Here is a 20,878-nt window from a genome sequence, read left to right as displayed (position 1 = left end):
ACGGCGTCAGAATTCAAAGCCAGTACGGAATTCGGTGCTCCGTCCTTCGATAGAGAAGATAGGCGGCGGTGCTCCCCGCGCCGGCAATAATGGCGGACACGAGCACGCTCATGTAGTCGGTGCCGTCGCTCATCAGTGGAGTTCGCGCTGCATTGATGATGTAGGCGACAGGATTGTAGACCAGAAACGGAGAGCTGGTAGGGAGAACCTTTGCCGTCCAGATAATCGGCGAAAGCATGAACAGAAGCTGCATAACGGCAGCGGTGATCAGCGGAACGTCTCTGTATCGCACAGAAACAATCGCTACGATTGTCGATATCCAGGCGGCATGGGCAGCCAACAGCGCGGTTCCGACGATGAACATTGGTATGTTCAAGCCGGAGTTCGGATAGGCAATAATTAGAGTTATAAATATAATTAGCACATTGTGCATCAATATTATTATGTTCTTAGAGACACAACGAAATATGCATGAGGCCGGCGAGATCTTCGTATTTAGAAGAAGATCGTGAGATCCAATTAAAGTTTCCGAACCTTCAATTATTGCTCCAGACAGAAATTGCCACAAGACTACACTCGTAGCCAAGTGATGTATGAACTCCCTTATTGGCTGCTTAAACAACACAGCATATAGAAGCCCAACTGAAAGGGCAAATATTGCCGTGTTCAGCGTAATCCAGAAAGGCCCGAAAGTCGAATTTCGGTAACGAAGCCGTATGTCAAACTGCGCGAGCCGAAGCCAAACCATTGATACACCCGACATTATGATACTTCCTTCAGTGTAACTTGCTCAGGCTTGGTAATTTCCTCGACAGGCATGAAGGCGCCGCGATATGGCGACTCGGCCGACATAAAGATAGCGACAAGCTGTTTCATCGCTTAACAGACACAATCGCTACGTCTTTCCATGCTGCCGGCGGGGCTTGCAAGATGCGGCGCACCACAAGCCCTGTCGATTGCTGCCACCCCTGTGCCTCCGATCCGAATGCGGCTGTGAATTTTTGCGTCGAAAGACGCGAATTAGCCGGGCGACGCGCTTTGGTCGGGTAGTCGCGCGCCGTAATATCCCGTACCGCAGCATACGGCCCGCCATGTGACAGGCTTGCCTCCAGAATGTGGCGTGCAAAGCCGCTCCAGTTGACGTCTCCGGCTCCGGCGAGATGGTAGATCCCATAGCCGTCGAAGCTGTCGTCGCCGCGCAACACCGCCGCCGCATGCAGGATCGCGTCGGCAATATCAAGTGCGGATGTCGGATTTCCCCATTGGTCGGCGACCACGGCGATCTCGTCGCGGTCGCCGGCCAGCCGCAGCATGGTTTTCACGAAATTCTTGCCGAACGGGCTGTAGACCCAGGCGGTGCGCAGGATCAGATGGCGCGGATTGACGGCGGCCACGGCCAGCTCGCCGGCAAGCTTGGAGGCGCCGTAGACGCCGAGCGGTGCGGTGGCGTCGGTCTCGACATAGGCGCCGTCCTTGGTGCCATCGAAGACGTAGTCGGTCGACAGATGGATTACGGGCACGCCAAGCTTCGCGGCCGCCTCGGCGACCTTGCCGGCGCCGACGGCGTTCACAGCGAAGGCAAGATCGGGCTCGTCCTCGGCCTGGTCGACGGCGGTGTAGGCGGCAGCCGACACCACGATATCCGGCCGCGCTGCCGCGAGTGCGTCGAACACCGTATCGGGCCGCGCCAGATCGAGCACTGGGCGGCCGAGGGTGACGACCTCGATGCCATCGCGCCTCTGCCCGGCCTCCAGCAGGCTGGCAGCGACCTGACCGTCGCGTCCGGTGACAACCAGCCTCACGCCGCGCCCTTCCTGCCTTCAACCTGGCCGCGCGACCGGACTTGCCCCAGCCGCTCGCCGGCGTAGCGCTGCTCGCGGATCGGTCCCCACCACCATTTGTTGTCGAGGAACCAGTCGACGGTCCTTGCAAGCCCGCTGTCGAAACTCTCCGCCGGCGCCCAACCGAGATCCCGGCCGATCTTGGAGGCATCGATTGCATAGCGGCGGTCGTGGCCGGGCCGATCGGTCACGAAGCTGATCAAATCGCGGTAGCTCCTGCCGCCGCTGCGCGGACGCCTGATGTCGAGCAGGCCGCAGATCGTCTCGACGACGCCAAGGTTGGTACGCTCGGAATTGCCGCCGACATTGTAACTTTCGCCGGGCTGGCCCTTTGTGGCGACCAGTTCCAGAGCACGGGCGTGATCCTCTACGAACAGCCAGTCGCGCACATTGGCGCCAGCGCCGTAGACCGGCAGCGGCTTTTCGTCGAGCGCGTTGAGGATGACCAGCGGGATCAGCTTTTCGGGGAAGTGATAAGGCCCGTAATTGTTCGAACAGTTGGAGAGCACGACCGGCAGGCCGTACGTCTCGTGCCAGGCCCGCACCAGATGGTCGGATGCGGCCTTGGAGGCGGAATAGGGCGAGGATGGCGCGTAAGGCGTCTCCTCCACGAACATGCCGCCATCGAAGGGCAGATCGCCGAACACCTCGTCGGTCGAGACATGGTGGAAGCGGAAGCGCGCCTTCCTGTCCTCGTCAAGGCCGCGCCAATATTCGAGCGCCGAATTCAGCACCCGGTAGGTGCCGACGATGTTGGTCTCGATGAAGGCGCCGGGTCCGTCGATCGAGCGGTCGACATGGCTTTCGGCGGCGAGGTTCATGACGACGTCGATCTCGTCGCGGTGGAGGATGTCGAGAACCGCCCGCTCGTCACAGATGTCGGCCTGCGCAAATTTGTAGTTGTGTGCATTCTCGATGGTGCGCAGCGAGGCCAGATTGCCGGCATAGGTGAGCTTGTCGAGATTGGTCACATGGTAGGCGGGATTGGCGCACAAATGCCGGCACACCGCCGAGCCGATGAAGCCGGCACCGCCTGTCACCAGAAAATTCATGGCGCTCTCCTCACATCGTCGCGCGTCATGCGAACACCTCGGCCTCAGCAAGCGCCGACGCCTTGAGGTCCTTGGCCGAGAGCTCGAAGGCGCCGGCCGGCGACGGCCAATCGATGCCGATATCAGGATCGTCGAAACGGATCGATCGATCATGCGCCGGCGAATAGGTGTCGGTGACCTTATACAGAACCTCGGTGTCCGGCACGAGCGTGACGAAACCGTGCGCGAAACCCTTCGGCACGAGGATCTGGTTGCCTCTCTCGGCCGATATTTCGAGCGCGACCCATTTGCCGAAGGTTTTCGAGCTGCGGCGGATGTCGACCGCCACGTCGAGAATCTTGCCTCGGATCACACGCAGCAACTTGTCCTGCGCGCGTGGAGGCAGTTGATAGTGAAGCCCCCGCACGACACCTGCGGCAGCCGAATAGGAATGATTGTCCTGGACGAAACGCAGATCGATGCCGGCCTCAGCAAAGGCCTCGGCATTCCAGGTTTCGATGAAATAACCGCGCGCATCGCCGTGCCGCTTCGGCACGATTTCCAGCACGCCGTCCAAACCGAGCTGCCTGACTTCCAGCACCCTATGTCTCCGTCAGCTCGGTGACACGCCGGCGCAGATAGGCGGCGTATTCGTTCTTGCCCAGGCGCGTGGCGCGCTCAAGCACCTTGTCGGCGGTCAGCCAGCCCTGCTCGAAAGCGATTTCTTCAGGACAGGCGACTTTGATCCCCTGGCGGTGCTCGATCGTGCGCACGAAGGAAGAGGCTTCATGCAGGCTGTCATGCGTGCCGGTGTCGAGCCAGGCATAGCCGCGGCCGAGCTGATGCACGTGCAATTTCCCGCGCTCGAGATAGACGTTGTTGACCGCCGTGATCTCGAGTTCGCCACGCGCCGAGGGCTTGATCGTCGACGCGATGTCGACGACCTCATTGTCGTAGAAATAGAGGCCGGTGACCGCCCAGTTGGACTTCGGCTCCCGCGGCTTCTCCTCGATCGTCAAAGCCGTGCCGCTGAGCTTGTCGAACGACACCACGCCGTAGCGCTGCGGGTCCTCGACATGGTAGGCGAACACCGACGCGCCGCTTTGGCGCTGCGCAGCAGTGCGGCAGAGCTGCGACAGGCCCTCGCCGAAATAGATGTTGTCGCCGAGAATCATCGACACATTATCCTTGCCGATGAAGTCGCGGCCGATGATGAAGGCCTCGGCAAGCCCGTTGGGCTGCGCCTGCTCGGCATAGGAGAATTCGACCCCGAATTCCGAACCGTCGCCCAGCAACTCCCGAAACACCGGCAAGTCGCGAGGTGTCGAAATGATCAAAATCTGGCGGATACCGGCGAGCATCAAGACGCTCAGCGGATAAAAAATCATCGGCTTGTCGTATATCGGCAGAATCTGTTTAGAGATCGCTAATGTAAGGGGATACAGACGCGTCCCGCTGCCTCCTGCAAGGATTATTCCCTTCAACAAGCTCTCCTTGAATTGCCGGCCCCCGCCTCGAAATCAAGTTGCCCGTGCTTAGGTTTCGCGCAATGGCTTGTCAATTCAATCTCGGCCGTGGATCGGCGCCAGAATTGCTCTGCATCTGCCGCCTCGCGGCGATTTGACCGACCAGGCACAAGCTGACGCTGCAATAGATGCGGCGATTTGGCAAACCGGCGTCCCGCCATCGGCTGGCGGACGCGTGACAACAAAAAGCCGGCCGGCCCTGGGCCCGCCGGCTCATTCATTTGTCCGGTTTCAGGGCTGCTTGGGCAGCAGCGACCATACCGCCGGCACCAGGCTGGCGGCGAGCGCAACCTTGATCAGGTCGCCGAGGACGAACGGCAAAACGCCGAACTGCCACGCCTTTTCCGCGCCGATGAGGGTGGCCAGCCAGGCAAAGCCCATGGCCATCATGACGATTTCGGCGACCAGCATGGCGTTGAACAACTTGATCGGGTGGCGGTCCCAGCCGCGGTCGGCGGCCCAGCCGACAATGGCCGCCATGACGACGAAGCCGGCGAGATAACCGCCGGTGCCGCCGATCATGTAGGCGATGCCGATGCCCTTTTCAGGCGTGCTCTGGAAGACCGGGAAGCCCATGGCGCCTTCGGCCATGTAGAGAAGCAGGGTAGCGACGCCAAGCCGCAGGCCAAATGCGGTGGCGATCAGCAGGACGGCCAGCGTCTGCATCGAGATGTCGACCGGCCCGAGCACGACTTTCGTCTTGGCCGACAGGGTCAAAAGCAGCGTTCCGGCGATCGCCAGCAAAAGCTGGGTTGCCAGGCGCTGCGCGCCCTCCTGGGGCAAAGCGAGAGAAACAAGCGGGCGCATCGTCGTTGCAAGTGCCATGGTCTTCCCCAATCCGGATTGCCGCAGATCGCGGCCTTGCGTTTTTCTATATTGGCTTCCGTGTTATGCGGCAATCAGTTTTGCCGTCTTCCTGAACAGAGATTCAACGACACCGCCATGGCGCTCAAATTCGACACCAGCTTCGATCCCGCCTATGGCCAGGGCGTCACCGTCGCGCCCGAGGTCTTGCGCGTCACCGCCAAAAACCCCAGCCCATTCACCTTTCACGGCACAAACAGCTACATTATCGGCCGCGACACACTGGCGGTGATCGACCCGGGTCCGGATGATGAAGCGCATTTCCAGACGTTGCTGAAGGTGATCGCAAACCGGCCGGTGAGCCATGTTTTCGTCAGTCACACGCATCGCGACCATTCTCCCCTGGCCGCCCGGCTGAAAGCGCGCACCGGTGCCGCCGTGCTGGCCGAAGGCCCGCACCGCCCGGCAAGGCCGCTGCGGATCGCCGAGATCAATCCGCTCGACGCCAGCGCCGACACCGGTTTCGTGCCGGATGTCACTTTGCCCGACGATACGCTGGTCGAGGGCGATGGCTGGACGATCCGGACGGTGCTGACGCCGGGCCACACCGCCAATCACGCGGCATTTGCGCTCGAAGGCACCGGCATCCTGTTTTCAGCCGATCATGTGATGGCGTGGGCGACATCGATCGTGGCGCCGCCGGACGGAGCGATGGCCGACTACATGGCCTCGCTCGACAGGCTGATCGCGCGCGACGACCGCCTGCTGCTGCCCGGCCACGGCGGCCCGGTGACCGCGCCGCTCAGCTTCATGCGCGGGCTCAAGACCCATCGCAAGATGCGCGAACGGGCGATCCTCGAGCGGATCCGCGACGGCGACCGGACGATCCCGGACATGGTCAAGGCGATCTACCGGGACACCGACCCACGCCTGCATGGCGCTGCCGGTCTGTCGGTGCTTGCCCATCTCGAAGACCTGGTGGCGCGCGGCCTGATTGCCACCCAGGGTGACCCGGCCATCGACGGCGTCTTTGTGCCGGTGGGGTAGAGAACTACTCGGCCGGAGCCGCACCCACCTGGCCCGCAACCTCCTGGTCGAGTTCGGCGAGGAACCCGACGATGCGCGCGGCATTGTCGCCGAGATCGTAGCGGCCGTAGCGGGAGGCCGAGCGCATGTCGACGACGATGGTGTCGCCATCATTGCTGACCCGGATGGCGACGTCGGCGGGCAGGCCGACGACGAAGCTCCGGGCCACGGCCGATATCGTCACCTCGTCTTGACCGTCGGTCACTGGGTATGGCGCGGTAAGTTGCCAATCGCGGCGGTCGAGCACGGTTTCAACGGCGTCGACGACGGTTTCGAAAGGCAGATTGTAGCTATGCCCGGTGACCAGCGGATAGGCGTCGGCCTGCAGGCGCGCTTCGCCCGGCGTTGGCAGCGCGAGCACGTTCATGTCCTTGGTGCGGTCGCTGGTGTCGAGCACTGGCGGATTGTCGAGGTCCGTCGTGATGTCCCTCAGGGGCGGCGTGGTCGCCGCCAAATAGGTGGCAAAGCCGTAGGGCGTCAGCACCAGCAGCGCCAGCAGGGCGCCGACCGAGAGGTCGCGGCCGCCACGGTCACCGAAATGCCACAGCCTGGACAGAGCGAGACCGGCAAACAGCAAAGCGAATGCGGCAAGCAGGGCGACGATCGCCAGCACCCACAGGAAGGCCGGCGTTTCCACCAGTTCGAAATGATGGCCGGCCAGCACGGTGAGCAGCAGGACCAGGGCAAAAGCGCCCGTGCGCCGCGACCAGCCGGCCGCCTTCGATGTCTGCCGCTCGTCAATTTCCATTGTCTTCAGCACCGCCCCAACCCGCACAGACGCTTAGAGCAAAGGATGCTCAAATTGAACATCCCCTGCCCTAACGTTTTTGCGGCCGGTAGCTTGAAGGTCAAGGAAACGCACGGTCCCGGTCAATCCGTCGGCAGGCGGTAGTCGCTGAACTGCTTGCGCAAGGTGATCTTCTGGATCTTGCCGGTGGCGGTGTGCGGGATTTCGCTGATGAAAGCGACGTCGTCGGGTATCCACCATTTCGGCACCTTGCCGTCCATGAACGCCAGTATATCGGCCTTGCTCGGCTCCTTGCCGGGCTTGGCGACCACGACCAGCAAGGGCCGCTCGCCCCATTTCGAATGATGGACGCCGATCGCCGCGGCCTCGGCGACATCGGGATGGCCGACGGCGAGGTTCTCCAGGTCGATGGTCGATATCCACTCGCCGCCCGACTTGATGACGTCCTTGGCGCGATCGGTGATCTGCATGTAGCCGCCGGAATCGATATGGGCGACATCGCCAGTGTCGAACCAGCCGTCCTTGTCGAACTGCTCGGCTCCGACGCCGCCATAATAGGCGCTGGCGACGGCTGGACCGCGCACCTTCAGCCGGCCGAAGGTCTTGCCGTCCCAAGGCAGTTCCTTGTCGTCGTCATCCGTCACCTTCATCTCGACCCCGAAGGGCGGGTAGCCCTGCTTGCCCTGGATATCGAGCCGGTCCTCGCCCTCGAGCGCTTGATACTGCGGCTTCATGGTGCACAGCGTGCCGAGCGGTGACATTTCGGTCATGCCCCAGGCATGGATGACTTCGACACCGTAATTGTCCTGGAATTTCCTGATGATGGCGCGCGGGCAGGACGAGCCGCCGATGACGACTTTGCTGAGATAGGGAAGCTTCTTGCCGGTGTCTTCCAGATGCTGCAGCAGCATCATCCAGACGGTCGGCACGGCGGCGCTGAAGGTCACCTTCTCGGTGTCGAGCAGTTCGTAGATCGAGGCGCCGTCCATCTTGCAACCGGGCATGACCAGCTTGGCGCCGATCATCGGGGCGCTCTGGCCAAGGCCCCAGGCATTGGCATGGAACATCGGCACAACGGGGAGGATCGTGTCTCGCGCGGAGAGGCCCATGGCGTCGGGCATGGCGGCGATCATGGCATGCAGCACATTCGAGCGGTGGCTGTAGAGCACGCCTTTGGGATCGCCCGTCGTCCCGGAGGTGTAGCACATGCCGGCTGCGGTGTTTTCGCCGAAAACCTTCCAGGCGAAGTCGCCATCGGCCTCGTTCAGCCATTCCTCATAGGCAACCACATTCGGCAGCGTCGTTTCAGGCAGATGCGCCTTGTCGGTCAGGACGATCACCTTTTTCAGCGATTTGACCGCGCCGGCGATCTTTTCCAGCAGCGGCATGAAGGTCAGGTCGACGAAGATCCCTCTATCCCGCGCATTGTTCATGATCCAGACGATCTGCTCGGGGAACAAACGCGGGTTGAGCGTATGGTAGATGGCGCCGATGCCCATTATGCCGTACCAGGCCTCTATGTGGCGCGCCGTGTTCCAGGCCAGGGTCGCGATGCGGTCGCCGAGCACAAAGCCATCGCGCTCCAACCGTTGAGCGACCTTGAGCGCGCGGCGATGAATTTCAGTATAGGTGGTGCGAACGACAGGACCTTCGATCGAGCGCGAGACGATCTCGCGCGTCCCGTGCTGCCGCTCGGCATTGTCGATCAGCTTGTGGCAGAGCAGCGGCCATTCCTGCATCAGTCCGAGCATCTGGTTCCTCCCATTTGGTTCCTCGTTTTTCCCGTCTTTTGTTCCATTGTGGGACGAACGGACGGATTGTCCAGTCGTCACGTCTCCAACCGTTAACGGCTGAAGCAAGCAGTGATCGAAAGGCGGAGAAAACCGCCACAATCCGGCCATCGTCGACGTTAAGGTTCGTTAACGGGGTAGGGGTGCGGATTGGCGACTGAAAGAGGTTCGCATGGACACGCAGATCGACAGCAAGCAGATCGATTACAGGCAGATCGACGACAGGCAGCTGGATGACAGCGAGGCCCAAGACGTGCAGTTGGACGATATTCAACTCGACGACAAAGAGCTTGAAGACACGCTTGCCGCAAGTCTGGCCGATCTCGTGCCGGAGGCCAAAAAGGTCTCCGAAGACGAATTTGTCGAGGTGGTCGGCGGCGCCCTTGAGGCGGTCGGCGGCACGCTGCTGTTCAAAATGTGCGTCCAGAACGAAGGCGAAGGCCAGCATGTCGCCGCCGCATCGATCGGCGACGGCGGCAATCGCCAGTTCCTGCTGCTCACCTTGCCGACAGGCGGCGGCCCACTGAAGGTCGAGACGACGTCAAGAAGCACCAACCCGGTAGCCGGTATTGCCGCGGCCTATGCCGGCCTCATGGACGTGTTCAAGTCCGCAGCCTGAGCATTCCACGCGGGATCGTTTTTAGTGATCGGAAGGCCAGCTCTGGCCTACTGGCAAAGGCTTGCGCAACGGGTTCTCCAGACACATTTTAGAGATATGGGAAGCAATCCCGCACGCTCTCAATCGGACTGTGCTCCCAATCGAAGAAGGAGAACCCCGCATGGACCAGATCGCCAACCCCGCCCCCGGCTTTCAGAGCAATCCCGGCAAGGTCATCACCGTCGAACCCTATCGCGGTACCGTGGTCGTGCGTGCCGGCGATACGGTGATCGCCTCATCGACGCGGGCGAAGCTTCTGTCCGAACCGCCCTACCCCCAGGCATTCTACATCCCCTTCGAAGACATCGACTTCACCCAGCTCGGCAAAACCACCCTGTCGACCCACTGCCCCTACAAGGGCGACGCCAGCTACTGGAGCGTGCTGCCGGCCGGTGAGACCGGCAAGGACGCGATGTGGGGCTATGAGCAGCCCTTCGACGAAATGGCTGAGATTCGCGACCACGGCGCGTTTTATCCCAACAGGGTCACTATCGAAGCAGCACCGGCCTGAGCAAGCGACTCAAGCCGCCGTTGCTCGCTTCTTCATCCCAGGGTCTTCGCGACGGAGCTTCGCTCCTGTTTCATCCTGGGATGACGACGTTTGGAGGCCTCGGCTAATCTCAAACGTCGGCGACGTTAGTCCAAAGGCGATGAAACTGCCTGCCGCCGCCCAATCCTAATCAGTCGTCCCGTCGTTGCCGACACCGTCGGCGTCATCCAGCCGCACGAACATCAGCCCCTTGGCCTTCAGCGCGAGCAGACCTTGCACGACGCCCTCGCCGGCGGCGTGGGTCGGCTGGTTGATGTGGGCGATGATGACATCGCCATCCTTGGCGGCGGCGATGCGCCGGGCGGTTTCTTTTGCACCAAGCAACGAGCCGCCATCGCCGTTGATCGAAAAGCCGGCGATCTTGAAGCCGAGCCTGCGGATCATGGCGATGGCCGACGGACTGTATTCGGCGGTCGCGCCGCGAAACCATTTCGGCGCCGGCTCGCCGGTGCCAGCGAGAGCGGCGGCGCCCGATTCGACTTCGGCCCGCACCGCTTCCGGGCTGCCGGCGCTGCGGATGCCATAGATCTTGCGCGGCGTGTCGACGGCCGGGATGTGATGGCCGCCATGGTTTTCCAGTTCGAACAGGTCCGGATGCGCGCGCATGATCTCGACGACGGCGGCGTTGCGCTTCAGCCAGATGCCGGTGACGAAGATCGTCGCCGGAATCCGGTTCTCCACCAGCGCCGACAGGATCCTCGTATCGGTCTGGCCGCCGCAGGCGTCGAGCGTAAGCGCGACGCGGCCGACATTGCCACTGCCACCATCCTCAGCCTTCAGATGCAGCGTCGGCTCGACAAGCGGCGCGGCCTGGGCCGAGGACACGGCCAGGATAGATAGCGCCAAGGCGCAAAACAGCTTTTGCAAGGGATGCCTGTCTTGTCTGAGAATCGGCGCTGTCATAGCCGCATCCCAGGACCCGCAACAAGGCGGAAATTGGGATAGTGGCCGTGAGAAAGCTGATATCCCGACAATGTGACCGCCGCGCACCGTCAGACGGCGTGTTCCAGTTCCACATGCGTCCGTGAGAGGACTTCGCGCACGGCCGCGACGACCGGTTCGACCTCAAGGCGCCAGACGCAGCAGGCCTTGCTGGGATCGAGCGGATTGCACAGGCTGCCCGCCACGCAATTGCACGGCATGGATGGCTGCAAGGCGAGGCTGGGCACGCCGACCGGTCCCCAGACGGCCGGGCTGGTCAGGCCGAACAGGCCGACAACCGGCGTTCCGGCCGCTGCTGCCATGTGCATGGGGCCGCTCTCATTGCCGACAAACAGCCGCGCCTGCTGCAACACCGCCAGCAGCGTTTCCAGCGACAGCGCGCCGACGAGGTTGACGATCGACGCGGCACTGGCGAGGATCTGCTCGGCCGGCTTGCGCTCGTCAGGGCCGCCGACGAGTACGAAATCCAGTCCGGTTTCGCGCGAAATCGTGTCGATCACGGCGGCAAAGCGTTCATGCGGCCAGCGCCGGCCGTGAAAACTTGCGCCGGCATGCACCGCGATAAAGCCGTTTGGCCGCAAATGGTGTTTGTCCAGCAATGCCTGGGCCCTCGCCGTCTCCATCGGCAATGGCCGAATCGACGGCACCCGCACGCGCAGGCCGACGCCGAGCGGCTCGAGCGGCGAAAGGTAGCGGTAGAGATAGTGACGTTCGCCAAAACCGAACGGCTCGGCAAAGACATTGGCGGGCTGGCGCTCATGCCAGCGCAGCGGCCTTTCCGGAGGATTGTAGCCGATGCGGGTGCTGGCGTTGAGGAACCTGACGATGAGCCGCGATGTCTTTGAATCGGTGAGGTCGATGGTCAGGTCGAAACGGAATTGGCGCAGCTTGCTGATCATAGAATAGAGCTCGCGCCCACGCTCCAGCGGGGTGCCGCGCATGGCGGCGCGGCGGAAGCTGACGACCTCGGCGGCGATGCCGTGCGCGGTGACGAAACTGGCGAGGCGCGCCTCGCAGAGAAAGACGATCCTGACACCGGGATATTCGAGCTGCAGGTTCTTGGCGAGCGTGGAGGACAGAACAATATCGCCGATGAACTTGGTCTGGATAATCAGGATCGAGCGGAAGGGTCTGGGCGAAATCTGTAACATCTTTTTCTCGGCACCGGGCGGGTTGGGGGGCCGTGAAATTGGGAAGAAACGATGTCGGGATTGCGTGTTGGGGCGCGCACATCAGCGTGAATTTGCTTACAAAATCGTAAGCTTAGCGCCAAACGGCCACCCAGGGGTGGCCGCTTCATCGATACCGAAAGGACTGTGTCGAAATCAGGATGCCGCGGCGCTCTTTTTGGGGCGCGGCACTGCTGTTTTGGCAATCTGCACTGCGGCTTGGGCTGCGGCCAATCTTGCGATCGGCACGCGGTAGGGAGAGCACGAGACATAGTCGAGGCCGACCTCTTCGCAGAAGCGGATCGAGGCGGGATCGCCGCCATGTTCACCGCATATGCCGAGCTTGATGTCGGGCCGTGTCGCCCTGCCCTTTTGCGCAGCCATGCGCACCAGTTCGCCGACGCCCTCGATGTCGAGCGAGACGAACGGGTCCTGCTCGATGATGCCTTTCTGCCGATAGGTCTCGAGGAAGGACGCCGCATCGTCGCGCGAGATGCCGAAAGTGGTCTGGGTGAGATCGTTGGTGCCGAAGGAGAAGAACTCGGCCGTAGCAGCGATGACGTGGGCGCGGATCGCCGCGCGCGGAAGCTCGATCATCGTGCCGGTGAGATAGTCGATCTTGACGCCGGTCTCGTCCATGACAGCCTTGGCGACCGCATCGATGCGCGCCTTGACGTAGTCGAGCTCCTTCACCAGGCCGACCAGCGGCACCATGATCTCGGGAACGACCAGCGCGCCGGCCTTCTTGCCGGCCTCGACGGCTGCCTCGAAAATGGCGCGCGCCTGCATCTCGGCAATCTCGGGATAGGAGACGGCGAGACGGCAGCCGCGATGGCCGAGCATCGGGTTGAACTCGTGCAGGGCTTCTGTGCGCTGCCTGAGCTTGTCGGGCGAGACGTTCATGGCGGCGGCGACCTCCTCCACCTCCGCTTCCGTCTTGGGCAGGAATTCGTGCAGCGGCGGATCGAGCAGCCGGATCGTCACCGGCAGGCCGGCCATGATCTCGAACAGTTCGAGGAAATCCGAGCGCTGCATCGGCAACAGCTTGGCAAGCGCGGTGCGGCGGTCCTTCTCGGTATCGGCCAGGATCATCTCGCGCATGGCGACGATACGCTCGCCGTCGAAGAACATGTGCTCGGTGCGGCAGAGGCCGATGCCTTCGGCGCCGAAGGAGCGCGCCATGCGCGCATCGAGCGGCGTCTCGGCATTGGTGCGCACCTTCATGCGGCGCACCGCATCGGCCCATTCCATGATGGCGGCGAAATCGCCCGACAGTTCCGGCTGCAGCATCGACACGGCGCCCTTCAGCACCTGGCCGTTGCTGCCATCGATGGTGATGATGTCGCCCTTGCGGAAGGTCTGGCCCATCGACATCAGCGTGCCGGCCTTGTAGTCGACACGCAGCGAGCCGGCGCCCGAAACGCAAGGCTTGCCCATGCCGCGCGCGACCACGGCGGCGTGGCTGGTCATGCCGCCGCGCGTGGTCAGGATGCCTTCCGAAGCATGCATCCCATGAATGTCTTCGGGGCTGGTTTCGATGCGCACCAGGATTGCCTTGCGACCTTGCGTCTTCAGATCCTCGGCATCGCCCGAGGAGAAAACAATCTCGCCGGTCGCCGCGCCCGGAGAAGCCGGCAGGCCGACGCCGATGACATCGCGCGCGGCCTTGGGGTCGATGGTCGGATGCAACAGCTGATCGAGCGAGGCCGGATCGATGCGGGCGACCGCCTCCTCCGTCGTGATCAGCTTGTCGCGCGCCATCTCGACGGCGATCTTCAGCGCCGCCTTGGCGGTGCGTTTGCCGGAACGCGTCTGCAGCATCCACAATTTGCCGCGCTCGATGGTGAATTCGAGGTCCTGCATATCGCGGTAGTGCTGTTCCAGGCGGTCGGAGATGTCGACGAAGGAGCGAAACGCGTCCGGCATCAGTTTCTGCAGCGACGGCTTGTCCGAGCCGGCGGCAATGCGCGCCGCCTCGGTGATGTTCTGCGGCGTGCGGATGCCGGCTACGACATCCTCGCCCTGCGCGTTCACCAGGAACTCGCCATAGAGCATCTTTTCGCCGGTCGAGGGATTGCGGGTGAAGGCGACGCCAGTGGCCGACGTCTCGCCCATATTGCCGAACACCATGGCCTGGACATTGACCGCCGTGCCCCAGCTTTCCGGGATGTCGTGCAGGCGCCGGTAGGTGATGGCGCGGTTGTTCATCCAGCTGGAAAACACCGCGCCGATCGCCCCCCACAGCTGCTCGTGCGGGTCCTGTGGAAACGGCCTGTCGAGCTCCTCCTCGACCTTGGCCTTGTAGAGGGCAATGACGCTCTGCCATTCCTGCGCTGTCAGTTCGGTGTCGAGCTCGTGGCCGAGGCTCGCCTTCTGGTCCTCGAGGATTTCCTCGAACACTTCGTGGTCGAGACCCATGACGACATCGGAATACATCTGGATGAAGCGGCGGTAGCTGTCATAGGCAAAGCGGGCATCGCCGGAATCGGCTGCCAGCGCCTCGACCGTCTCGTCATTGAGGCCGAGATTGAGCACGGTGTCCATCATGCCCGGCATCGAGGCCCTGGCCCCGGAGCGGACCGAGACCAGAAGCAGCTTCGACGGATCGCCGAAACGGCGCCCGGTCAGTTGCCCGATATGTTCCAGCGCCTTGACGACATCGGCCTGCAACGCGGCCGGATAGCTGTTGCCGTTGGCGTAATAGGCGTTGCAGACTTCGGTGGTGAGCGTAAAGCCCGGCGGCACGGGCAGGCCAAGACTGCACATCTCCGCCAGATTGGCGCCCTTGCCACCGAGAAGGTTGCGGTCGCCCGCACGTCCTTCCGCGGCGCCATCGCCGAAGGTGTAGACCCATTTGGTCATGCTCGCCCTCCAAGTTCTCGGAAGATTAGAACCCCGGGGCCAAGACCCGGTTCCCCCCGCGCTCCGACCCGAGCGTTATTATGCTGCAGTGCGAAAGGCAAGGCGTGGCCGGCCAGGCGCGCCAACTACAATCGATTAAGGAAAGCCGCATCAAAAAGACTTGCCGTATCGCTGCCCAAGATATAGAACATATAGGGAACAAGTTGGGAGCAGCGTGATGAAACTCAACGGAAAACTCGACTATCTCGAACTGCCCGCGACCGGCGCGACGCTGGACAGCGTCAAGGCTTTCTACAGCGCCGCCTTCTCGTGGTCGTTCACCGATTACGGGCCGACCTATTCAGCCTTCGGCGAAGGGCTCGATGGCGGCTTCCAGGCCGATGCAGGCGAGGCTCCGGCGAAACCATTGCCGGTGCTCTATTCGCAGGATCTGGAAGCAACCCTCGACGTTGTCGAAAGCGCCGGCGGCACGATCGTCAAGCCGATATTCTCGTTCCCGGGCGGCAGGCGGTTCCATTTCACCGATCCCGCCGGCAACGAGTTGGCGGTCTGGGGCGAATAGCGCTTCCCCGCGCGAAGCGGTGGATCAGTTTTGCACAGTGGCCAACTCGGCATTGAGCTTTCGTGCCGCTCGTCTTATAAGGCCGCGCGCAACGGGCAAAGCTCGCTTGCTGGGGCGTCGCCAAGTGGTAAGGCATCGGTTTTTGGTACCGACATTCCCAGGTTCGAATCCTGGCGCCCCAGCCAAATCACATGCCTTTGGAATCAATGATTTACCGAACTTATCGATGGCTGCCGTCAGGAGCTATCTGACTCCCACGCGACCCCGACTCCGTTGACAGAGCCGGGGCCGTGCGGAGAGGATCAGTAATCGTTGTCGTCCTGGATGACGACGGGATGATGCCGATGATGTCGATAATAGCGATGATGGCTGCGCTCGATCGAGCCGGTCACGATGACCGTATCCCGGCGATGATGTCTGCGGCCGTGGTCGTAGAAGGCAACCGTGCCGTGTCTGCGGTGATGAAGGCGTTGACCCTGGTCATTGATGACCTTTACGCTCCTGTGATGATGTCGATGGTGGGTCGTGATGACCACGTCAGCTTCGGCTGCCGGAGCTATCGTCGGCATGGCAATGAACAGCGCCAAGGCGCTCACGATCATTGTTTTCATTGTAATATCTCCACCTGCTAATTATCCCTTCGCGGGGATAACCGCGTCCCATCCCTTTGGTTCCGAGTAGCGTCGTCGGTCCCCGGGCGCGATCAGTGACGGCTGCTCCCGTGCAACACGGCGTATCGAAAGAAGAAGTTACGACAGCAGCTCCTGTTGGCAACTTCTGGCAAAGGCGCTCTTTCAAGCCGACCACCAGGGTTACGCCACTCGACAAAGCAGCGCTGCACAGGACCCTTCTATGTCGTCGCGTTCGATCTCCTGATCTGTGACGGGAAACACTTGTCTTGCGAGGAAGACCATCGGCACAATTTGTGAGATTTACGAGACCAATCAGGCCATTTCAGATCCCATAGGTCGGGCCGTCTCAGATCCCGTAAGAAAGTGCAAGGTAAACCACCGGCGCCAAGATCAGCAGAACCGCGATTCCGATAACCACTGCGATTGCCAGGCGCTCTGTTCGCCTGACAAGCTCAGCGACCTTGTCGTCGTCAGCCGATGGTATGAGGTCAAGAACGGAAGAAACTTCCGCAGGACTGTCGTTGTCGTTTGCGGGTCGGGTTGCGCCGTCACGCACAGATCTTTGGACAAAGGTCACTGTTAGCCTCGCTATTGAAACGCACGCCGTGGCGGTGTCACGACAATCGGGTGCCCGCTAACCTCTCAGGAATGGCGGGCACCCGATTGACCACCGATGAAGGGACTCATGCTCGGCAGCCCGGTTCCAATGTATCGGGAGGGCATAGGTTGCCCGCCTTCAGGCCTATGGCTCCGACGTCAGGACTTCAGTCATACCCTGTTCGGACCTTGGTCTGGCAATCGACGAAGCGATGGCCGCCATTTTGTTTCGACGCCGAAAATGCGGGAACATTAGTAGGCTCTTACGAGTTCACTCCCAGCAACTAGTTCGGGAGAGATACGGTGAACAACATAATCTGGCTCATCGGAGCAGTCGTTATCGTGATTGCGATACTGAGCTTCCTGGGCTTCCGATAAACGTGGCAGCTGAATTGCGGTCGGAGCCTATTGCCATCTGCGCCTTGTAGGCATCGCTTTCGCGTTGGCCGGGCGCTTTGCATGTGGGCTTTGGCGTTCGCTCTCAGGTGGCGCTTAAATTCCTTCTCTTCGAACCTTACAGAATGCGCGTCGCAAGCAGGTCGCAAGGGCGACGGTCCTGTTGCAACAGTCGGATCGACGCCATCGCCGACGAAATCAACAAAGCATGCTGCGTCAGCTCGCCTCGCGCATCGCCTCGGCAGCCTGCAGATCGACCGACACCAGCTGGCTGACGCCCTGCTCGGCCATGGTAACGCCGAACAGGCGGTTCATGCGCGCCATCGTGATCGGGTTGTGGGTGATGATGACGAAGCGCGTCTCGGTGGTCGCGGCCATTTCGTCCATAAGGTTGCAGAAGCGTTCGACATTGTGATCGTCGAGCGGCGCGTCGACTTCGTCGAGCACGCAGATCGGCGCCGGATTGGTCAGGAACACGGCAAAGATCAGCGACATCGCCGTCAGTGCCTGCTCGCCGCCGGACAGCAGCGTCATGGTCTGCGGCTTCTTGCCGGGCGGACGGGCAAGGATTTCGAGACCGGCTTCCAGCGGGTCGTCGGATTCGATCAGCTGCAGTTCGGCCGTGCCGCCACCGAACAGATGCGAGAACAGCCGCTGGAAATGGCCGTTGACCACCTCGAAAGCGGCAAGCAGCCGTTCGCGGCCTTCGCGGTTCAGGCTCTGGATCGCTTGCCTGAGCTTGCGGATCGCCTCGATGATGTCCTCGCGCTCGGAAACGATGGCCTCCAGCCGGTCCGACAATTCCTTCTGCTCTTCCTCGGCGCGCAGATTGACGGCGCCGAGCCGCTCGCGCTCAACCTTCAGCCGGTCGAGCTGGCGCTCGATGTCGCCCATTTCGGGCATCGGGCTGTCGGCTTCCAGGCCAGTATGGCGAATGACCAGATGCGGCGGCGTGTTCAGCGTTTCCTGGATGCGCGCCTCGACCTCGAGCCGGCGCTCATCGGCGGCGGTCAAACGCTCTTCGGCGCGGACGCGGGTTTCGCGGGAATCGGCCAGCGACTGGATCGCCGCGGTGGCGGCCTTGTCCAGCTCGGCCTGCTTGTTCTCGGCCTCCTGCAAGCGGTCGGCGGCCGACTTGCGCAAGGTCTCTGCCTCGGTCAGCTGCGACAGCAGCGCGCGGCGCCTGGCGTCGATCTCGTCGGGGGCGTCGGCCAGCGTTTCGCGCTCGGCCTCGGCCTCGGCCCTGCGCTCGCCGAGCGAGGCGATCTGCGTCGAGGCGTTTTCGGCCCGCTGCAGCCAGTTGCTGCGCTCGGCGCCGATGGCATCGAGCCGGCGCGTGCGCGCCTCGGCTTCGCGGCGCAGGCCTTCATGGACGGCGCGCGCGTCGGCCAAGGTTGCGCGATCGCGGCTGACATTGGCGGCGGTCTGTTCGAGCTGAAGTTGCAGGTCGCCGAGATCGGGGGCGTCCTGCAGCAGCATTTCGGCCTCGGCGAAGGCGGCGGCCGTCTCTTCATGGCTGTCGACGATGCGCGCGCGCGCCTCGTCGAGCGCGGCGCGGCGGCTTGCCAATTCGCCGCCGGCCTTTTCGGCCTCGGCCAGTGCGCTGCGGGCGGCGTCCAGGCCGTGCTGGGCATCGCGCCCGGCCTGGCGGGCATTGCGTTCGGCCTCACTCGCCTGGCGGAGTGCCTGTTCGGCCTGGGCAAGGGCGGCTTCGGCCTCGCGCACGATCTGCGTCGCCTGTACCGCCTCGGCATCGAGCTCGGCCAGCCGGTTCTTCTGCGCCAGCCTTTGCGCGGCCGCGGTCGGTGCATCGGCGCTGGCGGTCAGCCCGTCCCAGCGCCACAGCGCGCCGTCGCGGCTGACCAGCCGCTGGCCGGGAGCGAGCAGAGCCTGCAGCCGGCGGCCGTCAGAGGTGTCGACAATGCCGATCTGCGCCAACCGTCGGGCAAGCTGCGAAGGCGCGCGCACCACGCTGGCGAGGCTCTTGAGGCCTTCCGGCAAGGCCGCATCGCCTGATTGAACCTGGCTTTCGCCCCAGTGCACCGGCGCGCTGCGGTCGAGCGGCACGTCGAGATCCTCGCCAAGCGCAGCACCAAGGGCCGTCTCATAGCCGCGTTCGACGCTGAGTTGCTCCAGCACCGACGGGAAAAGATCGCCGCTGGCGGCATTGAGGATCTTGGCCAGCGTGCGGGCTTCGGTCTCGATGCCGGCGAGTTCGGCCCTGGCATCCTGCAGCGGCGGACGGGCGGCACTCTCGGTGGCGCGCGCCTCGGCGACCGCCTGTTCGGCAGCAATGGCGCCGGCCTCGGCCTCCTCCAACCGGGCGAGCGCGTCCTCGACCAGAGCGCGCTTCTCGGCGGGATCGGGCAAGCCCGCAACCTTCGACACAATCTCGGACAATTCGCGGTCGACATCGGCCAGCTGGCGGGCAAAGCGATCGCGGCGTTCGGCGTTTTCGCGCAGCGTTCGTTCGATCTGATTGCGCGCGGCGGCGGCCTCGGCGCGTTCGGCGGTCAGCGCAGCGAGCTTTGCTTCGCTTGTTATAAGCGTTGCGCCGGCCTGCTCGAAAGCGGCCCGCGTCGTGGCTTCGCGCTCGGCGGCGCCGGCATTGTCTGAGTTGAGCGTGGCTTCTTCCTCGCGCAGGCGCTCGAGGATGTCGGCATTGTCGCGCACCATGCGCTCTTCGCGGGCGATGTCGCCGTCGAGCTGCTGCAGCCGGCGCTCGAGTTCGGCCTGGCGGGCGCGGATGCGGCCAGCCTCCTCCTCGATCTGAGCCTTGGCGATCGACAGGCGCTGGAAGGCGGCAGCCGCGGCGGCCTCGGCATCGCGCAGATCGGGCAGCCGGTGGGCGCCGATGCCTTGCTCACGGGCGGCAGCCATCTGGGCGGCGGCGCGGTCGCCGACCAGAGCTGTGGCAACCGCCAATGCCGAACGCGCATCGCCCTCCTGGGTTTTGGCCAAAGTCCAGCGCAGATGCAAGAGCGTGGCTTCCGCCTTGCGGATATCGGCCGACAGGTTCTTGAAGCGCGATGCCTGGCGCGCCTGGCGCTTAAGGCTTTCGATCTGGCTCTCCAGTTCGCCGACGACATCGTCCAGCCGTTCCAGATTTTGTTCGGCCGCCTTCAGCCGAAGCTCGGCCTCGTGACGGCGCGTGTGCAGGCCGGAAATGCCGGCGGCCTCTTCGAGCAGCGCGCGGCGCGCCTGCGGCTTGGCCTGGATCAGTTCGCCGATACGGCCCTGTCCGACCATGGAAGGCGAGCGCGCGCCGGTCGACTGGTCGGCGAACAGAAGCTGCACGTCCTTGGCGCGGGCTTCCTTGCCGTTGATGCGGTAGAGCGAGCCGGCTTCGCGCTCGATGCGGCGCGACACCTGCAATTCATCGGCGTCGTTGAAGGCGGCGGGCGCGGTCCGGTCGCTATTGTCGAGGAACAGCGTGACTTCGGCGGTGTTGCGGGCCGGGCGCGTTCCCGAGCCGGAAAAGATCACGTCGTCCATGCCGGACGCGCGCATGTTCTTGTATGAGCTTTCGCCCATCACCCAGCGCATCGCCTCGACAAGGTTCGACTTGCCGCAGCCATTCGGCCCGACAATGCCGGTCAGGCCACGTTCGATGACGAACTCGCCGGGTTCGACGAAGGACTTGAAGCCGAGGAGGCGAAGGCGCGAAAACTTCATTCGCGCCTG

At 62.9% G+C, this 20,878-nt stretch carries 17 protein-coding genes and 1 tRNA gene; 5 read left to right on the top strand and 13 right to left on the bottom strand.

Annotated features, from left to right (window positions below):
• Positions 1 to 13: 13 nt before the first annotated feature.
• The 6 genes from NKJ80_RS24440 to NKJ80_RS24415 all read right to left on the bottom strand — a co-directional run bounded on the left by NKJ80_RS24440 (position 14) and on the right by NKJ80_RS24415 (position 5,223).
• Positions 14 to 748, bottom strand: coding sequence for an ABC transporter permease (locus NKJ80_RS24440; protein WP_352498456.1), 735 nt, complete (start codon positions 746 to 748; stop codon positions 14 to 16).
• A 124-nt stretch (positions 749 to 872) separates the two neighbouring features.
• Positions 873 to 1,802: a dTDP-4-dehydrorhamnose reductase gene (rfbD, locus tag NKJ80_RS24435; protein ID WP_352498443.1), complete on the bottom strand. Its 930-nt coding sequence runs from the start codon at positions 1,800 to 1,802 to the stop codon at positions 873 to 875.
• Positions 1,799 to 2,893 carry a dTDP-glucose 4,6-dehydratase gene (gene rfbB, locus NKJ80_RS24430; protein ID WP_023670704.1) on the bottom strand — a complete coding sequence of 365 codons (1,095 nt, stop codon included), beginning with the start codon at positions 2,891 to 2,893 and terminating at the stop codon, positions 1,799 to 1,801. The genes rfbD and rfbB overlap by 4 nt, the downstream gene beginning before the upstream one ends.
• A 25-nt stretch (positions 2,894 to 2,918) precedes the next feature.
• A complete protein-coding gene (gene rfbC, locus NKJ80_RS24425) occupies positions 2,919 to 3,473 on the bottom strand; it encodes a dTDP-4-dehydrorhamnose 3,5-epimerase (protein ID WP_023687179.1) in 555 nt (184 codons plus the stop codon).
• Between the two features lies 1 nt (position 3,474).
• Positions 3,475 to 4,356: a glucose-1-phosphate thymidylyltransferase RfbA gene (rfbA, locus tag NKJ80_RS24420; RefSeq protein WP_023698135.1), complete on the bottom strand. Its 882-nt coding sequence runs from the start codon at positions 4,354 to 4,356 to the stop codon at positions 3,475 to 3,477.
• Positions 4,357 to 4,629: 273 nt separating this feature from the next.
• Complete coding sequence (locus tag NKJ80_RS24415) at positions 4,630 to 5,223, bottom strand: biotin transporter BioY (protein WP_023684601.1); 594 nt, start codon at positions 5,221 to 5,223, stop codon at positions 4,630 to 4,632.
• A 117-nt stretch (positions 5,224 to 5,340) separates the two neighbouring features.
• Between NKJ80_RS24415 and NKJ80_RS24410 the strand changes: the two genes are divergently transcribed.
• Positions 5,341 to 6,249, top strand: coding sequence for an MBL fold metallo-hydrolase (locus NKJ80_RS24410; RefSeq protein WP_023752792.1), 909 nt, complete (start codon positions 5,341 to 5,343; stop codon positions 6,247 to 6,249).
• A 4-nt stretch (positions 6,250 to 6,253) separates the two neighbouring features.
• Here the strand turns inward: NKJ80_RS24410 and NKJ80_RS24405 are convergent, their stop codons facing one another.
• Both NKJ80_RS24405 and NKJ80_RS24400 read right to left on the bottom strand, forming a co-directional pair.
• A complete protein-coding gene (locus NKJ80_RS24405; RefSeq protein ID WP_023684603.1) occupies positions 6,254 to 7,036 on the bottom strand; it encodes a DUF1499 domain-containing protein in 783 nt (260 codons plus the stop codon).
• Between the two features lie 122 nt (positions 7,037 to 7,158).
• Positions 7,159 to 8,787, bottom strand: a complete 1,629-nt coding sequence (locus NKJ80_RS24400) for a fatty-acid--CoA ligase (RefSeq protein WP_023749714.1) — start codon at positions 8,785 to 8,787, stop codon at positions 7,159 to 7,161.
• Between the two features lie 298 nt (positions 8,788 to 9,085).
• On the opposite strand from NKJ80_RS24400, the gene NKJ80_RS24395 reads away from it, so the two are divergent.
• Both NKJ80_RS24395 and NKJ80_RS24390 read left to right on the top strand, forming a co-directional pair.
• Complete coding sequence (locus tag NKJ80_RS24395; RefSeq protein ID WP_352498455.1) at positions 9,086 to 9,445, top strand: hypothetical protein; 360 nt, start codon at positions 9,086 to 9,088, stop codon at positions 9,443 to 9,445.
• 160 nt (positions 9,446 to 9,605) lie between these two features.
• Positions 9,606 to 9,995, top strand: a complete 390-nt coding sequence (locus NKJ80_RS24390) for a DUF427 domain-containing protein (RefSeq protein ID WP_023698131.1) — start codon at positions 9,606 to 9,608, stop codon at positions 9,993 to 9,995.
• 165 nt (positions 9,996 to 10,160) lie between these two features.
• Here NKJ80_RS24390 and NKJ80_RS24385 read toward each other — a convergent pair whose 3' ends face one another.
• The 3 genes from NKJ80_RS24385 to ppdK all read right to left on the bottom strand — a co-directional run bounded on the left by NKJ80_RS24385 (position 10,161) and on the right by ppdK (position 15,007).
• Entirely contained in the window at positions 10,161 to 10,937 is a 777-nt protein-coding gene (locus NKJ80_RS24385) for a polysaccharide deacetylase family protein (protein ID WP_050590348.1), read from the bottom strand.
• An 89-nt stretch (positions 10,938 to 11,026) separates the two neighbouring features.
• On the bottom strand, positions 11,027 to 12,127 hold the full coding sequence (locus NKJ80_RS24380) for a glycosyltransferase family 9 protein (RefSeq protein WP_023735565.1): 1,101 nt from the start codon (positions 12,125 to 12,127) through the stop codon (positions 11,027 to 11,029).
• Between the two features lie 174 nt (positions 12,128 to 12,301).
• Positions 12,302 to 15,007, bottom strand: a complete 2,706-nt coding sequence (gene ppdK / locus NKJ80_RS24375) for a pyruvate, phosphate dikinase (protein WP_023749717.1) — start codon at positions 15,005 to 15,007, stop codon at positions 12,302 to 12,304.
• A gap of 217 nt (positions 15,008 to 15,224) precedes the next feature.
• Between ppdK and NKJ80_RS24370 the strand changes: the two genes are divergently transcribed.
• Positions 15,225 to 15,569 (top strand): VOC family protein, encoded by a 345-nt coding sequence (locus NKJ80_RS24370; protein WP_023687172.1) that lies wholly within the window; start codon positions 15,225 to 15,227, stop codon positions 15,567 to 15,569.
• 110 nt (positions 15,570 to 15,679) lie between these two features.
• Positions 15,680 to 15,754, top strand: a tRNA-Gln gene (locus NKJ80_RS24365).
• A gap of 117 nt (positions 15,755 to 15,871) precedes the next feature.
• Here the strand turns inward: NKJ80_RS24365 and NKJ80_RS24360 are convergent.
• Complete coding sequence (locus tag NKJ80_RS24360; RefSeq protein WP_023670691.1) at positions 15,872 to 16,180, bottom strand: hypothetical protein; 309 nt, start codon at positions 16,178 to 16,180, stop codon at positions 15,872 to 15,874.
• Positions 16,181 to 17,410: 1,230 nt separating this feature from the next.
• Positions 17,411 to 20,869, bottom strand: a complete 3,459-nt coding sequence (smc, locus tag NKJ80_RS24355; protein ID WP_352498442.1) for a chromosome segregation protein SMC — start codon at positions 20,867 to 20,869, stop codon at positions 17,411 to 17,413.
• Positions 20,870 to 20,878: the final 9 nt, after the last annotated feature.

Source organism: Mesorhizobium sp. M0030 (assembly GCF_040323695.1).
GTDB lineage: Bacteria > Pseudomonadota > Alphaproteobacteria > Rhizobiales > Rhizobiaceae > Mesorhizobium.
This window is presented reverse-complemented; position numbering and strand designations above follow the sequence as displayed.